The organism is Micromonospora sp. PTRAS2, from assembly GCF_054052245.1.
On the sequence record NZ_JBSWBU010000002.1, the window covers coordinates 632648 to 649345 of the forward strand.

General features: G+C 68.0%; 6 protein-coding genes. 4 read left to right on the plus strand and 2 right to left on the minus strand.

Features of this window, described 5'->3' with window-relative positions:
• Window positions 1-2: 2 nt before the first annotated feature.
• Window positions 3-815 carry a helix-turn-helix domain-containing protein gene (locus ACVMYR_RS08715; protein ID WP_158229382.1) on the minus strand — a complete coding sequence of 271 codons (813 nt, stop codon included), beginning with the start codon at window positions 813-815 and terminating at the stop codon, window positions 3-5.
• A 790-nt stretch (window positions 816-1605) separates the two neighbouring features.
• On the opposite strand from ACVMYR_RS08715, the gene ACVMYR_RS08720 reads away from it, so the two are divergent.
• Window positions 1606-5691 carry an alpha/beta hydrolase gene (locus ACVMYR_RS08720; RefSeq protein ID WP_457121516.1) on the plus strand — a complete coding sequence of 1362 codons (4086 nt, stop codon included), beginning with the start codon at window positions 1606-1608 and terminating at the stop codon, window positions 5689-5691.
• Window positions 5692-5885: 194 nt separating this feature from the next.
• Here ACVMYR_RS08720 and ACVMYR_RS08725 read toward each other — a convergent pair whose 3' ends face one another.
• Window positions 5886-8561 carry a DEAD/DEAH box helicase gene (locus ACVMYR_RS08725; RefSeq protein ID WP_457121732.1) on the minus strand — a complete coding sequence of 892 codons (2676 nt, stop codon included), beginning with the start codon at window positions 8559-8561 and terminating at the stop codon, window positions 5886-5888.
• A 237-nt stretch (window positions 8562-8798) separates the two neighbouring features.
• Between ACVMYR_RS08725 and ACVMYR_RS08730 the strand changes: the two genes are divergently transcribed.
• From ACVMYR_RS08730 to ACVMYR_RS08740, 3 genes are read left to right on the plus strand one after another with little or no spacing between them, the layout of a single operon-like run.
• Window positions 8799-12185 (plus strand): helicase-related protein, encoded by a 3387-nt coding sequence (locus ACVMYR_RS08730; protein WP_457121517.1) that lies wholly within the window; start codon window positions 8799-8801, stop codon window positions 12183-12185.
• 22 nt (window positions 12186-12207) lie between these two features.
• Window positions 12208-15015: a DUF1156 domain-containing protein gene (locus ACVMYR_RS08735; protein WP_457121518.1), complete on the plus strand. Its 2808-nt coding sequence runs from the start codon at window positions 12208-12210 to the stop codon at window positions 15013-15015.
• Window positions 15015-16697: a DUF262 domain-containing protein gene (locus ACVMYR_RS08740; protein WP_457121519.1), complete on the plus strand. Its 1683-nt coding sequence runs from the start codon at window positions 15015-15017 to the stop codon at window positions 16695-16697. Before ACVMYR_RS08735 ends, ACVMYR_RS08740 begins: the two co-directional genes overlap by 1 nt.
• Window position 16698 lies beyond the last annotated feature (1 nt).

Sequence of the window (16698 nt, forward strand, 5' to 3'; positions counted from 1 at the left end):
GGCTACGCCGGGTCGGCCACCGGAATCAGCGAGACGATCTGCAGCTCACTCGCGCTCGGATCGGTGAGGGTCACGACGTCGACCAGCGTCGTCCGGTGGTCGCTGGAGAGCCGGATGCCGCGCCGCGACTGCAGGGTGCACCCGTTCGCGGCGTGGGCGTTCCACAGGCAGCGGGCCTCGGGGTTGGTCTCCAGGCAGGCGTCGACCAGCGCGGCGATCCCCGCGTCCTGGGGGTGCAGCGCCTGGGCGATGCGCATCTGGGTGAGCAGCGGCGCCGCCCAGTCGGTGTCCCAGTTGACCAGCCGGCGGCGCGCGTCGGCGTCGGTGAACAGCCAGCGGGGGTAGCTGGGATCGCTGCGCAGCCAGGGATAGTAGGCCTCGCACACCTCGTTGTGCAGCACCACCCGCGCGTACCGGTCGAGGACGTAGGTCGCCCAGCGCTGCCCCTCGACGAACTGGCGCAGGGCGGGGCCGAGGACGACGGCGGTCGCGCCGACCGGCGACGGCGACGGCATCCGGCCGACCGCCAGGAGATACAGCAGCTCCCGCTCGTGCCGGTCGAGGCGCAGCGCCTCGGCGACGGCGTCGAGGAAGGCGTCCGAGTAGTTGGCCCGCACCCCGCGTTCGAGGTTGCTGTACCAGACGACGCTCACCCCGACGATCTCCGCGACCTCCTCCTGGGTGACGTTCGACCGACGGGCTCGGCGGCGTCGGGCGAGGAGCCGGTCGTCGGGCACCAGCCGGTGCCGCCAGGCTTTGACGCAGGCGGCCAGCTCGCTGTTCTGATCTGCCGAGACCTGCCGAATGGCAACCATTTCTCCCTCGTCCTGGCGCAGCCGTGAATGATATTTCCCGCGCATCTGGACCTGCACCGAAATGGAACAACGGCCACCGGTCACACGGCTCTCCCGAGAGCCGGAAGCAGGGCGGATCGATCGGTCGACGGCTGCCCGTCGCCGGGACCGAAGGATCCCGCGTACGAGACTTTCGGCCGAATAGGCCAAAGCCCGCTCGCGACGGTACGGACACAATCGTGTCCAGTGACTGTCACGAATGTGGATGCTACCGCTCGGGGACCCGGACACCAATAGCTGAGTATCGCTCGGATCACTGTGCGGTCATCCCCTCCGGCGATTCCCTGCCACCTGCACCCAATCGTCATGGACTTGGCCGGGCTGCCCCCTTGGCCACGTCCACGGGAGTGCGCACCACTTGCCCGTGATGGCCCTGTTGCGTAGATCGTGCCGCGCGCCGAGGCCCGCGCCGCGCGCCCCGCGCCGACCGAGGGCAGCAATACATTCAGATGCGGCTCTCCATTCGCGGGCCCACAATTCCCAACGGATTGCACCAACCCCGAGCACACCGTTCGGCGCGCCGTTTTACGGCGCGGATATGAGTCGCGAAGAGCCCCGGAGTCCCAATCGCCGCAGTTGCGGCCGGCTTCCCGTCCGGGGCGCATATCCCCTGGTAGAGGCGATTTCCGTGCGCCGCGAGACGCATGCCATACGAAACGCGGGAGAAACGAGAGCTGGCTAGCGTCCCCGATCGTTGAACATTTCCACTCCTTTCCGGGGAGACACTTTGAAGGTACGAACATCGAGGAGCATGCGCATTCTCCTCGCGGTGGTCGTCTCGCTGACGGCCCCGGCCGCGCTGGCCGCCCCGGCCAGCGCGGCGTCCCCCACCGCAGCCGCACCGCCCCCCGCCGCACCGGCGGACCTGCCCGACCCGACGGCGCGCGGACCGTTCGGCTACCAGGCCGTCCAGGAGGCCAAGCTCGGCCTCGCCAGCATCCAGGAACCCAACTCCGCCGGGGCCGACCCGACGCCGGGGACGGCCCAGGCGGCGGAGCAGGTCGAGATCCGCGGCCAGCTCTACACGCCGGACTGGGCCAAGCGCACCACCCCGTCGCCGCTGATCGTCCTGGTGCACGGCAACCACGGCTCGTGCGACTCCGGGCAGAACAGCGCCCAGCTCACCTGCGCCCAGTTCAAGCACAACGAGAACGGCTACGCCTACCTCGCGGAGAACCTCGCCACCTGGGGTTACACGACGTTCTCGGTGTCGCAGGACCAGCTGATGATGCGGCAGGACAGCAGCAAGGGCAAAGGCATGCACAGCCGGCGCATGCTCATCGCCGCCACCCTGGACGCGCTCAGCGCCGCCAACCGCGCCGAGGGCCTGCCCGTCGACGAACACACGACCGTCGGCACCACGCTCTCCGGTCACCTCGACCTCACCCGCATCGGCCTGATGGGGCACTCGCGCGGCGGTGACGCCGTGTCGAGCTTCATCGACTACAACCGCATCCGCACCGACGGCCCGCGCTACCCCCTGCGCGGCGTCATCTCCCTCGCGCCGGTCGACTACGAGCGCAAGGCACCGTACGGCATGCCGTACCTGACGATCCTGCCGATGTGCGACGGCGACGTGTCCAACCTCCAGGGCGCGCGGCTGTTCGAGCGCAGCCAGTACGTCAACCCCGGCGACCCCTTCCCCCGCATCCAGGTCGAGCACCTCGGCGCGATCCACAACTGGTACAACACCGTCTGGTACGCCGACGGCGGCGCGGACGGCCAGGGCAACAACGACGCCGCCTGCGGCAACTCGGCCCCGTTCGCGACGAACAACATCCACCCGAACAACCTGCGGCTCAGCGGCGCGGCCAGCTACACCGACCCCGACCTGAACTACAAGATCGACAACTCGGATCCGCTGAACCCGGCCGTGAACACCAAGTTCTCCGGCGACGCGGCCCGCATGGGCGACCAGGAGAAGCTGGGCCTGGCCACGATGGCCGCCTTCTTCCGCCGCTACGTCGGCGGCGAGGGCGCGTTCCAGCCCTGGCTGACCGGCGAGCTGGCCAACACCGACAGCGGCCTGCAGGTCCCGGCGACGGCCTGCCCGACCAGCCCGTCCGGCACGGCCATCGCATGCAACGAGCGGGTCAACACCAGCTACTTCGCCGCGCCACAGGAGCGGGTGGACGTGATCCGCCCCGAGGTGGAGAACCCCCTCGGCCTCAACGCCCTCGGCGGCCCGCTGACCGGCAGCGGCTTCGCCGACCCGTACGCCCAGTCGCCCGGCGTCACGCCGAAGCCGGCGGCGACGGCCGGCGGCTACGACTGGTGCAACCCGGAGCCCCAGGACTTCGCGCCCGCCCAGCTCGGCAAGACCGGGCTGCCGACCGCCGCCAAGCCCTGCCCGCTGCCCGCGGCCGGCGCGCTCGGCGGGCAGAACGCCACCCGCGAGAACAGCCCGATCAACCACTCCTACGGCCGCCAGCTCACCCTCGCCTGGGAGCCGGCCTCCACCGCCACCCTCACCGCCGCGATCCCGGCCGCGTCCAAGGACGTACGGGGCCTCAGGGCGCTGGCCCTCAGCGCCGCCGTCAACTTCTTCGACACCCGCAACCCGGGCGCCGACAACCGGGGCGACAACACCCGCGACACCACCGTCAACGGGACCCCGACCAGCCCGGTCTGGCCCAACGAACTGCCCACGTCGTACGACCCGACGTCCACCACGCAGCGCTTCGTCATCGCGCTGAGCGACACGGCCGGGCACGAGGCCACCGTCGACGCCGGCGACCCGCGCTGGGGCAACGCCCTGCACATGTCCACCGGCACGAACACGCCGAACACGCACATCGTCCTCGACCAGATCCGCGTGCCGCTGAGCGAGTTCGCCGCGCAGGGCGTCGACGTCGGCTCCCTGGCCAAGCTCGAACTGCGCTTCGGGGCGGGTGACCTGCCCAAGTCCGGCTCGATCCAGCTCGCCGACGTACGCTTCCAGGAGAGCGCGGCCGGGGCGCGGCTGCTGTCGGACGGCAACCACGCCAACGGCGCGGGCCACGGCCTGTCCGCCCTCGGCGGCCCGGACCCGGCGACCTACCTCGCCGCGTACGACAACACCCCCGGCAAGGTGGCGCTGGTCGACCCGGTCGCGAACCCGCGCGGGAACACCACCTGGACCGTCGACGACGACGGGAAGCAGTGCCCCACCGCCCAGTTCACGTCGATCCAGGCGGCCGTCGACCACGCCTCGCCGTGGGACACGATCGTGGTCTGCGCGGGCGTCTACCAGGAGTCCTCGACGCCGGTGAACCATGCGTCCAACCCCGTGCAGGCCGGCGCGCGCAACGGCCTCACCATCACCAAGCCCCTGAAGATCAAGGGCGCGGGCGCGGACAAGGTGACCATCGAGCCCGACCAGTCGCTCGGCACCCTCGCAGGCGACCAGCCCTACCTGCGCGACGGCGGCGGCAACGTGATCACCGTGTCGCGGCAGTCGCTCGGCTCCACCGACACCAACGAAATGTTCGTCGACATCTCCGGCGTGACCGTCACCTCCGGCAACGTCTGGGCCGAGGCAGGCATCGCCTTCTTCGGCGCGGCCGGTCGCGTCGCGAACAGCGTCGTCGGCCCGCTGCGAGCCGCCACCACCGCGCAGGAACTGGCCGAGCACCCGCACGGCTGGGGCATCGTCAAGACCGGCGTGATCCGGGGGGCGAGCGCCGCCACCGTCGAGAGCGAGGTGACCGTCACCGGCAGCCTCGTCACCGGCTACCAGTCGGGCGGCATCCTGTTCGACGGCGCGCGGGGCACGGACGGCAGCCCGGACAACACCGCCCGGACCGGCATCCGCAACCACGGCTACGTGACCGGCACGGTCGTCGCGGGCGCGTCGAGCAGCGTGTTCCCGCAGGTCGGCATCCGGTACGCCAGCGGGGCAACCGGCTTCGTCAACGACAGCCGGATCACCGGGAACTACCACCCGCCCGCGCCCGAGAAGTCCTACGGCATCCTGCTGACCGACGCCGGCACCGACAGCGTCGGGGCGCTCACCGCCTCCGGCGACATCATCACCGGCAACGGGTTCGCCGTCTACAACGCCAACGCCGACAACACGGGCGTACGCGAGGCAGCCCCGTTCACGGTGACCGGCAGCTACCTCGGCAAGCGCGCGCCGCTCGCGGGCGGCCCGGCGGACCCGCGCACCGGGGTCGAGGCCATCTCCGGCCCCGACAGCACCGGCGCAGCCACCGTCACCCTCGCCAAGCGGCTGCCGAAGCCGCCGAAGGCGGTGCCGACCGGGGTGGGCCGCGTCGCCGACCGCGCCCCGTCGGCGCAGGTCGCCGACCCGGGGCAGGGCGCGGTGTTCCAGGTCGGGACGACGGTGCACCCGCTCATCCGGGGCACCGACGACTTCGCCATCGCGTCGGCGACCCTGCTCGTCAACGGCACCAGGGTCGGCACCAGCACCGTCGCCCCGTACCTGTTCGACTGGACGCCCAGCGCCAAGGACGCCGGCCGGCAGGTCAAGCTCCAGGCGCTGGTCGTCGACTCGTCCGGACGGGCGACCCTGTCCAAGGCGGTGGTGGGCACCGTGCTGCCGCCGCCGACGGTGAAGCTCGGCAAGGTGACGACCAACACCAAGACGGGCACGGCGACGATCGCCGCCACCGTCAACACGGCCGGCACGCTCACCCTCACCGGCGACAAGGTGGTCGCGGTGACCAGGCAGGTGAGCAAGGCGGGCACGGTCACGCTGACCGTGGCGGTCGACCCCGCGTACCGGCAGGAGCTGGTCAAGGCGGGGCGGCTCGACGTGACGGTCACGGTCGCGTTCGGCACCGCGACGGGGCAGAGCGCGAGCAAGACCGTGCAGGTGCGACTGCTCAAGAAGTGACGATCCGGCACCAAGGAAGCTGACCGGAGGGGTCCCGCACAGGGGCCCCTCCGGCGGTGTCCGCTGCGGCCTACCCGCCGTCGGGCTCCCGCCGTGACCGGTGCAGGGCGTCGGATGGCCGAGCGCCGCAGCCGCTGCCCCCTTGGTCCACGCCGACGCAGCCGTCCTGGTGCCCGACCAGGTATAACCCGCAGTCAGTCGGCCGCGTCGCTTTGGGCAGCGGAGCCCCGTTCGAAGAGGCGCCGCCGCTCGGCTGCCACCACCGCTCGGACGAGTTCGGCCTCTGACAGGTCCACCGCCTCCGGGCTGGAATCGGCCATGTCGCTGACCCGGGCGAAGTCGTTGAAGATCCGCTTCTTCCCGGCCAGCAGTTCGGTGATCCGCTCGTCGACGCTGTCCTCAGAGAGCAGCCGGTGGACCTGCACCGACTGCACCTGCCCCATCCGGTGCGCACGGGCGATGGCCTGTGCCTCGGTGGTGGGCTTGAGCTGGGGTTCGCAGATGACGACGACGGATGCCGACTGGATGTTGAGCCCGACACCGCCGGCAACGATCTGGGCCACCAGGACGGCACCGTGCCTGGCGGCCGAGAACTGGTCGACCATCTGCTGGCGCTGCGCGGCTGGCACCGACCCGGTGAGTGGCCCGAAGACCGGGCCGGGCAACGACCGGGCGACCAGACTGAGCACATCCCTGAAGTGGGAGAACACGATGACCCGACGCTCGTTCTCCTCCGCCTCGCGGACGATCTCGATAAGGCGCTGCAGTTTTGTGGACTGGGCTCCCTGGAGCATCGCCGCCTGGCGCATCTCCATGAAGTTGCCGCGCTCGACCGCAACGCGATACCGCGAACTGTCCGCCGCCGACAGGGGAAGCCACTCCTCGACCTCGATGAGCTCCGGGAGTTCGGTCAGCACGTCCTCCTGGTTCCGCCTCAGGTAAGCCGGAGCGATCTGCCGGCGAAACGTCCGAGGCGACAGGTCGGTGGCGTCGACGGTGAGATCCGGTCGTACGTAGGAGGCCAGGTTGCGGAACTCGTCGACCTTGTTCTCCAGCGGCGTGCCGGTGAGCAGAATCGCCCTGTCCGAGCGCGTCACGAGTCGCCTCGTCCGCCTCGTCCGCTGTGCCTGCGGGTTCTTGATGTAGTGGGCCTCGTCGACGACGACGCACGGCAGGTCGCGGAGTTCCCCCAGCGCAGGCTCCCACCAGGCCAGTGTCTCGTAGGTCGTGACGGCGACACCGCCGTCGCGCATCCACGTGCGAGCCGCGCGGTCGCGTTCCGGCCCATGGACCCGGCATACCTTCAGCTTCGACTTGTGGGAGACCTCGCGCATCCAGTTGGTCACCACGGCGGCCGGACAGATCACCAGGAAGTGCGTCTTCCCCCTGCTTTTCAGGTGTGCCAGCACCGCGATCGCCTCGACGGTCTTACCGAGGCCCATCTCGTCCCCGATGATGACCTTGCGCTGCACGAGGGCGAAGCGGGCAGCGAAGCTCTGGTACCCGCGCAGCGACGCCGTCAGATGCTCACCGTTGAGCGCCTGGTCGCGCACCGCCTGGATGATCTCCTCAGGAAGATCACCGTGCACTGCGTTCTCGTCCTCGGTGACGAAGCCCAACTCGGCGAGCATGGCGAAGTAGTCGGCGGGCCGGGCGAGGAAGTCGTCCCACGGGTCCGCACCGACGCTCCTGCGGCCGGATGCGGATGACATGCCGAGCAGTTCGGCTCGCCGTTTGACGGTCTGGATGCTCTCTGTCAGCCCCGCGACAGCGAGCTGCCTGATCGGGACGACCAGCAGGTGGCTGGTTTCGCTGCCGAGCACTGCCCGCAGTGGCGCGAGCTCGGCTGCCCGTTCGAGGTCCTCAGCGGCTCCCCGGGTCTGGCGACACGCGTCCCAGTCGGCAAGGCGGCGCAGCAACTCGGTGGTCTCCGGACGGCGGTGGTTGATGTCGATGCGGACCGGCATCTCTTCGTACGTCGTCTGCCAGAGGGCCTGCGCCGCTCCGAGCATCCGCCGCGCAGACGTCTCCCCCACGCCCGGCAACGCCTGAAGCGACCGGCCGTGGCTCAGCACCTCCTGCACAGTGCTGATCCCCGCCTCGGTGAGCGCGCCCAGTCGGAGACGATCACGGGTAGCTGTCTTCAACGCCTCAGTGGGCATCTCCTGAAGAACCCGCTGCACCTCGGCACGTCTGACCCTCTCGCCTGCGTCCTGTGCCGCCGACCGGTATCCGGCCTCACCTGCGACGACCTTGGTGATGGCATCCAGTGCCTCCGGCAGGCCGCTGATGACCGACCGATCCAGGAGCTCGGGTGCCGGGCCGCGGTGTCCGGAGACGAGGCCGAAGCGCAGGGCGGGATCGAGCAGTGCCGGGAATCCGAGCCGACGCGGGTCGACGGATGCGGTGAAGGCACCGAGCCGTTCCAGCCGACGGGGTCCATGGCCCCGGAGGACCGCCTCGTGGTGACGGCGCAGAAGCATGCCCGCCTGCTCCGCCGCCTGCTTCTTCTCCGCCCCGGTGAAGAAGCGACGCATGCCGAGCGCGGGGGCGACCTCGGCGATGAGGCGGGGGATGTCCGTGGCGAGGACGCGCAGCAACGCCTGTTCGCCGCTCGTCGGCACGGGGAGTGTGGCGCGCTCCCAGAGCCGCCCGACCACGCCCGCGTCACTCGTCCGGAGCGCGAGCACCCGCCAGGCCGCCTGACCAGCCCGTACCACCATGACGCTGCGTGCCTGCAACGATCGCTCATCGTTGCTGGCCGCGTCCTGCACAGCCCGATGCCAGTTCTGTACTTCCTCGGCACGGTGACTCCACTGCCTGAAGTCGGCCGTGAGGCGACGAATCTCTTCGCGCTCCGTCTTGTTCATGCTCACCGCAGATATCGAGGGGTTTAGGGACGGTATCGTAGTGCACCCCTTACACGAACGGGCCCTCCGAGGGCTGCTGTCGGGAAGCTGACGCACGGCGTCTGCGGCACCTGCCGAACTGTGCCGATTTCCCGGTCGTCAGTAGTGTCGGTGCTCGCCCGTAAGCTCTGCGGGTTGTCGATCTGGAGGTGACTGGTGCGGCTCGAGGATCTTTCGCCCGGCCTCCGGGTCAGCGGGGTGGTGCCCGGCGAGACGGTCTCGGTGCTCGCGGCGCAGTGGCACGGCCAGGACGCCGTCGAGCTGACCTACAAGACCCTCGACGGCAGTCTGCGCCAGCAGGTGCTCTTCCGGGCTGACGAGGCCAAGCTGAGCCTCTCCGACGCGGGCAGCCGCCCGTTCGACGCCGATGCTCAGGACTTTCGGCTGGTCGCGGAGGCCCAGCGGATCTCCCTGGCCGGGTTGTTCGACCCGATGTTGGCGGTGGCCACCAGCGACGTGCGGCCGTTGCCTCACCAGATCCGTGCCGTCTACGGCGAGATGCTCGACCGCATGCCGCTGAGGTTCCTGCTGGCCGACGACCCCGGCGCCGGCAAGACGATCATGGCGGGCCTCTACATCAAGGAGCTCCTGCTCCGCGACGACGTGAAGCGCTGCCTGATCGTGGCGCCCGGCGGGTTGGTCGACCAGTGGCAGGACGAGCTGTTCTTCAAGTTCGGCCTGCGCTTCGACATCCTCTCCACGGCCATGGTCGACGCCGCCCTCGGTTCGAGCGTGTTCGAGCAGCATCCGCTGCTCATTGCGCGGATGGACCAGCTCGCGCGCAACGACGGCCTGGCCTCGCACCTCGACGACGCCGAGTTCGACCTCGTCGTCGTCGACGAGGCGCACCGGATGGGCGCGCACTACTTCGGCGGCAGGCTCAACAAGACCCGGCGTTTCCAGCTCGGCGAGAGCCTGCGCGACCGCACCCGTCATCTGCTGTTGATGACAGCCACGCCGCACGCGGGCAAGGAGGAGGACTTCCAGCTCTTCCTCACCCTGCTCGAACGCGACGGCTTCGAGGGTAGGTTCAACGCCGGCGTCCACAACGCGGACACGAGCGGGCTGATGCGCCGCATGGTCAAGGAGGACCTGCTCACTTTCGAGGGCAAACCCCTCTTCCCCGAGCGCATCGCCCAAACCATCCCCTACGAACTGACCGCCGACGAGCAGGGCCTCTACGAGCGCGTAACCGAATACGTGCGCGAGGGGATGAACCGGGCCGCACGGCTGGACGACAAGCGCCGCAACACGGTCGGCTTCGCCCTGACGGTGCTCCAGCGACGCCTGGCCTCCAGCCCCGAGGCGATCCACCAGTCCCTGGTGCGCCGTGCCGAACGACTCAGGCGCCGCCGCGACGACCTGCTCCACGGCCGGGGCGTCGGCGACGAGCCCGCCCCGATCGACCCGCGCGACTGGGACGACGACGAGCACAGCGCCGAAGAAGTCGAGCAGCTCGAAGAGGAGCTGCTCGACTCCGCGACGGCAGCCCGCACGATCGCCGAACTCAACACCGAGCTGGCCGAGCTCGACGAGCTCATCAGGGTCGCCCGCCGCGTCCGCAACCTCGACACGGACCGCAAGTGGGTCGAGCTTCGCAAGATCCTCGAGGATAACGATCTCATCAACCCCGGTGCCGACAAGCCACGCAAGCTGATCATCTTCACTGAGCACCGCGACACCCTCGACTACCTGGCCCGCAAGATCCGCTCACTCTTCGGCAGGCCGGACACGGTGCAGGCCATTCACGGCGGGGTCCGCCGCGCCGACCGGCGGGCCGTTACCGAGGAGTTCACCAAGAACCCGGGCTGCCAGGTGCTCCTGGCCACCGACGCGGCCGGTGAGGGGCTCAACCTTCAGGCCGCCCACCTGATGGTCAACTACGACCTGCCGTGGAACCCCAACCGGATCGAGCAGCGCTTCGGCCGAATCCACCGGATCGGGCAGACGGAGGTGTGCCGGCTCTGGAATCTCGTGGCCGCCAACACCCGCGAGGGCGAGGTCTTCACTCGGTTGTTGCAGAAGGTCGAGGAGCAGCGCAAGGCCTATGGCGGCAAGGTCTTCGACGTCCTGGGCGCTGCCTTCGACGAAACCCCCCTGCGCGACCTGTTGATCGAAGCTATTCGCTACGGCAACCTCCCCGAGACCCGGGCCAAGATGGAGCAGGTCATCGACGCGTCGGTCGCCCACGGCCTCAAGGAGCTCCTCGAAGAGCGCGCGCTCACCCACGACGCGATGTCGGACGCCGACCTGGCCCAGGTACAGCGGCTCATGGAGGAGGCCCGCGCCCGCCGGCTGCAACCCCACTACATCGAGTGGGCCTTCCGCCTCGCCTTCCAGCGTCTCGGCGGTCGACTCGCCCGGCGCGAGCGTGGCCGCTACGAGATCACCCATGTTCCGGCCGGCGTCCGCGCCGTCACCAGGCACGGGCCGGTGGCTACCCGCTACGAACGGGTCACGTTCGAACTCGACTGCATCGAGGCGGTCGACAAGCCCCGCGCCGACCTGCTCGCCCCCGGGCACCCCCTCCACGACGCCGTAGCCGAACTCACCATCACCCAACTCCGGCCGGTCCTCGATCGGGGCACCGTCCTGGTTTCCCCGGAGATCGAGGAGCCGGCTCTCCTGGTGGGCGTCGTGGAGGAGGTCGTCGACGGCACCGGGGAGTCGATCTCCCGCCGCTTCGGCTACGCCTACGTCGACGCCACCGGCCAGGTCAGGCCAGCCGGCCCTGCGCCGTACCTCGACTGCGTGGCCGCCCCGCGCACCCCGGCTGTCGCCGCTGCACTGAGGCTGCCGTGGCTTGGTGAGGCCGAGGCCCGGGCCCGCACCTGGATCATCGGGCACCAGCTCAAGGACTATCTCGCCGAGGTTTCGCCCCGACGCCTCGCCGAGATCGAGCGCACCCGGGCACGGGTCGACCAGCGGTTGGCGCACGAGTCGAACCGACTGACCGGGGAGGCGATCGCCGCCCAAGAGAAGGAACGAGCCGGCACGAAGCCGAAGGAGAGCTCCGACAGCCTGATACGCAAGGCACAGGAGCTCCAGGTCCGCCGGCAGGCCCGGCTGGCATTGCTCGATCAGCAGGCCCAGTTGGTGACCAAGCCGCCGCGCATCATGACCGCCGCGCTCGTGCTGCCGCTGTCGATGGTCGACGCCGAGATCCCCGCCGACGCGCCGATCCATGCCAAGGAAACCAAGGCCGTCGAGCGGCGCGGCGTCGAGCTGGTGCTCGCCACCGAGCGCGCGCTCGGCCGGGTGCCGCACGAACAGGCATTCAACAACCCGGGGTACGACGTCCTGTCCATTCCCTCCGACAGCAGCGCCTCGATTCGCATCGAGGTCAAGGCCCGCATCGAGGGTGCTGAGGACTTCTACGTGACCCACAACGAAGTCGTCACCGGCAAGAACGCCGTCCCCCACTACCGGCTGGCCCTGGTCACCGTCAGCAAGGCCGGCCCCGAGCACGACCAGGTACGGTACGTCGCCGACCCCTTCGCGGGCGTCAGCTTCGGCGACCTCGCCGCGACCGGCATCCGGGCGAACTGGACCAAGACCTGGGCCACGGGCACCGCGCCCTTCTGAGTTGCAGAGCTAGAGGAAATAGATGAAGCGAAAGCTGATCGAGGTCGCACTTCCGCTCGAAGCGATCAATCGCGAGTCGGCGCGGGAGAAGTCGATCCGCCACGGCCACCCCTCTACTCTGCACCTGTGGTGGGCTCGACGGCCGCTGGCTGCGGCTCGGGCGGTCCTGTTCGCCCAGCTTGTCGATGACCCGTCGTCGCATCCGGACCAGTTCCCCACCGAGGAGGCGCAGCGCGCCGAGCGCGAGCGGCTACACAAGATCATCGAACGCCTCGTCGTCTGGGAGAACATCCGCGACGAGCGCTTGCTCGCCGAGGCCCACGCGGAGATCGTGAAGTCCTGTGACGGCAACCCTCCGCCAATCCTGGACCCCTTCGCCGGTGGCGGCACCATCCCACTGGAAGCGCAGCGGCTTGGCCTGGAGGCACACGCCTCCGACCTCAATCCTGTTGCGGTGTTAATCAACAAGGCGCTCATCGAAATCCCGCCGAAGTTCCGTGATCGGCCACCAGTATTCCCGGGATTGGCCCAGTCTGAGATTCGGGCGTGGACTAGGGCCGAGGGCCTGGCTGCAGATGTACGGGCCTATGGCAAATGGATGCGCGACGAAGCCGAGAAGCACCTCGGTCATCTGTACCCACAGGCCACACTGGCCGACGGGTCGACCGCGAACGTAATCGCGTGGATTTGGGCGCGGACCGTGACATGCCCTAACCCGGGGTGCGGGATCGAGATGCCTCTCGTAAAGTCATGGTGGCTCAGTAAGAAAAAAGGCAAAGAAGTGCGGGTAGTCTACTCGGTTGTCAAAGACGCCTCACACCCATCCGGCCTGCGGGTGAAATTCGACCTCCAGTCCACAGAGGGCCGCGTGCCCGATTTCGAAAACGACGGCACGGTCTCCGGACGCACCGGCGCTACTTGCGTTGCATGTGATGCCCTTTCTCCCGTAGCGCACATTCGGAACGAGTTTAATGCGGGCCGAGGTAGTACCGCCTTGATGGCGGTAGTAGCGGAAGGTAGAAGGCAGAGGATCTACTGCACCCCTAACGATACGCACATTGCAGCTGCAGCAATCCAGAAGCCAGCGCATAATATCCATGGGGCAATCGCAAGCAATCCCCGCTGGTTTTCTCCGCCAGCATATGGGTTGACTGAGTTCTCTGACCTCTTTACCAATCGCCAGTTGACAGCTCTGACCACGTTCAGTGACTCGGTTTCTGAAGCCCGCGCGCTAGTCCTTCGCGACGCTCTCGATGCAGGCCTCCCCGAAGGCGAGCGACTAGAGGCTGGCGGTACCGGCGCCTCCGCCTATGCCGATGCCGTGGCCACCTATCTAGGCATGGCAGCATCGGTAATCGCTGACGACTTGTCCTCCATCGTAACGTGGCGTTCCTCGCACGGCACTGGAGCATCGCGCAGCACCTTTGCCAGACAGGCACTGCCCATGACATGGGACTTTACTGAACTGAACCCATTCGCTGAGTCTGCCGGAGACTTGGCGACCACGCTGCCCGGAATGGCGGCAGTAATTGAGCGGCTCCCCGCATCGGGGCTAGCATGGGTTAACCAACGTGACGCCGCCAGCCAAGCCTTCGAACCCCTTGTCTCGACAGACCCTCCTTATTACGACAACATCGGCTATTCAGATCTGTCAGACTTTTTCTACGTATGGCTACGGCAGTCACTGCGCTCGATTCACCCACAGTTACTCAGCACCATGCTGGTCCCCAAGTCAGAGGAACTCGTAGCGAACCCGTATCGCCATCATGGGCGCGATGGCGCCAAGCAGTTCTTCGAGGAAGGATTTAAGAACGTCTTCGCAAATGCGCGGGCCAGTGCTAGGTTCGACTTTCCTATCACTGTCTGGTACGCGTTCAAGCAGTCCGACACCTCAGACGAGGGCACGTCTTCCTCTGGGTGGGAGACACTGTTGGATGGCATGGTGAGCGGAGGTTGGTCCATCACCGCGACGTGGCCCAGCCGCAGCGAGCGCGGTGGCAGGATGATCGCAGTCGGTACTAATGCGCTCGCCTCCGCGATCGTCTTGGCTTTGCGACCTCGCCCCGAGAACGCGCCCACGACCGACCGTCGGGGCCTCATCTCAGCGCTACAGTCCGAACTGCCAGAAGCTCTTCGCAGGTTGCAGCAAGGCGCGATCGCGCCAGTCGACCTTCCGCAGGCGGCGATCGGACCAGGTATGGCGGTGTTCAGTCGCTACGCAAAGGTGCTAGAACCGGACGGTTCGCAGATGACGGTGCGGTCGGCGTTGGCGCGCATCAATGAGATCCTGGACCAGGTGCTCAGCGAGCAGGAAGGCGACTTCGACTACACGACCCGCTTCGCGATCGCGTGGTATCGCCAACACGGCTACAGCACCGGCACCTTCGGTGACGCCGACAACCTCGCCCTCGCCCGCAACACCTCGGTGGAGCGGATGGACCGCGACGAGATCCTGACCAGCCGCGCAGGCAGGGTCACACTCATCAAGCCTGCCGACACCCCCGCAGACTATGACGTGCTGGCCGACGAGCACACGTCGACGTGGGAGGTCTTGCACCACGCGATCCGGATTCTCGAAACCGAGGGAGTCCCGGCGGCCGGCGAGTTCCTCGCGACCGCGCAGAATCGTCCGGACGGCGCGGTCGATCCGGACCTGGTCAAGGAGCTGGCGTTCCTTCTGTTCTCCATCGCGGAAAAGAACGGCTGGACGAAGGACGCCATCAGCTTCAACGCCATCGCCCAGTCGTGGGGGGACGTCGTTGACGCTTCCAGGGCCGCGCCGACGAGCCACCAGCAGGGCGAATTCGAATTCCCAGAGGAGGATGACTGATGCCGCTGAAGGCCCACGAGCATCCGCTGAAAAAGATCTTCTCTGCCGACTTCGACTTTGCGATCCCCCACTACCAGCGGCCCTACGCCTGGGGCACCGAGCAGGCCCTGCAGCTCCTCGACGACCTTGAGGACGCGCTCGATCGAGACACGGCCGAGCCGTACTTCCTCGGCTCCCTCGTCCTGGTCAAGCCAGACGAGAACGCGCCACAGGCTGATGTCATCGATGGCCAGCAACGCCTGACGACGCTCAGCATCCTGCTCTCCGTCCTGCGGGATCTGGCCGAGAGCAACGAGGTGGCCGTCGTCCTGCGCGACATGGTCCTGGAGCCGGGGGTGGCCCTCGACAACATCAAGGCCAAGCCGCGCCTACTGTTGCGCACCCAGGACGCCGGGTTCTTCACGACGTACGTGCAGAGCCCAGGCCGGTTGGACGACCTTCTGAAGCTCAGCGACCACGCGTTGGCAAACGACAGCCAGCGCGCCATCCGGGACAACACCGGGGCGTTGCGGAAGAGGTTGTCGTCCTGGACCGACGAGAAGCGCAGTGCCCTCGCGGCCCTCGCGCGTAACCGGACCTTTCTCGTCGTGGTCAGCACACCCGACCTGGCCAGCGCTCACCGGATCTTCAGCGTGATGAACGCCCGAGGTCTCGACCTCGAGCCGTCCGACATCTTCAAATCCGAGGTGATCGGCTCCATCGACGCCGCCCACCAGCAGGAGTATGCGAAGGCGTGGGAGACCGCGGAGCAGAACCTGGGGCGCACCACGTTCGCTGACCTGTTCCTGCACCTCAGGATGATCGTGGCGAAGGCCCGGGGGCAACGCGAACTGTTGATCGAGTTTCCGCAACAGGTGCTCAACGCCTACACCAAGACCGGCAAGGCCACGAGCTTCGTCGACGACATGCTCATCCCCTATGCCACCGCCTACGCGCACCTGCTCAATCAGGACTACGACCAGCACGACGACGGCTGGGCCAAGGTCAACAACTGGTTGCAGCGCCTGGTTCAGCTCGACAACAGCGACTGGCGTCCGGCGGCGCTGTGGGCCCTGCGCAACCACGACGACGACCCCGTGTTCCTCGACGCCTTCCTGCGGCGGCTGGAGCGGCTCGCCGCCAGCATGCTGCTGCGGCGCGTCTACACCACCCCTCGGGTGATCCGCTACATCGAGCTGCTCAAGCAGCTCGACGGCGGTGCCGGTGTCGATGCGACGGCGTTCGACCTGAGCCCCGAGGAGCGGCAGGAGACGCGCGAGCGCCTCGACGGGGAGCTCTACAAGGTACAGCCAGTCCGGAAGTACGTGCTGCTACGACTCGACGAGCTGCTGGCGGGCGCACCCGGCGTCTCCTATCAACACAAGATCATCAGCGTGGAGCACGTGCTCCCGCAGCGACCGCGTAGCGGCAGCCAGTGGCTTACGGACTTCACCGACGGCGAGCGGGCCTACTGGACCCATCGCCTCGGCAACCTGTTGCTGCTCAATCGGAACAAGAACAGCCAGGCGCAGAACTACGACTTCGACACGAAGAAGACGAAGTACTTCGGTCCCGCAGCCGGCGTCGCCGGATTCGCCTTGACCACCCGCGTGATCATAGAACCACAATGGACGCCGGGAGTGCTGGAGCAACGGCAGGCGGAGCTCACGGGAATCCTGGTCAAGGAGTGGGAGCTCAACTGAC

What these genes read in the sequence shown, in the direction of transcription:
- ACVMYR_RS08715 (WP_158229382.1), bottom strand. Translation starts at nt 815, where the DNA reads ATGGTTGCCATTCGGCAGGTCTCGGCAGATCAGAACAGCGAGCTGGCC.
- ACVMYR_RS08720 (WP_457121516.1), top strand. Translation starts at nt 1,606, where the DNA reads ATGCGCATTCTCCTCGCGGTGGTCGTCTCGCTGACGGCCCCGGCCGCG.
- ACVMYR_RS08725 (WP_457121732.1), bottom strand. Translation starts at nt 8,561, where the DNA reads ATGAACAAGACGGAGCGCGAAGAGATTCGTCGCCTCACGGCCGACTTC.
- ACVMYR_RS08735 (WP_457121518.1), top strand. Translation starts at nt 12,208, where the DNA reads ATGAAGCGAAAGCTGATCGAGGTCGCACTTCCGCTCGAAGCGATCAAT.
- ACVMYR_RS08740 (WP_457121519.1), top strand. Translation starts at nt 15,015, where the DNA reads ATGCCGCTGAAGGCCCACGAGCATCCGCTGAAAAAGATCTTCTCTGCC.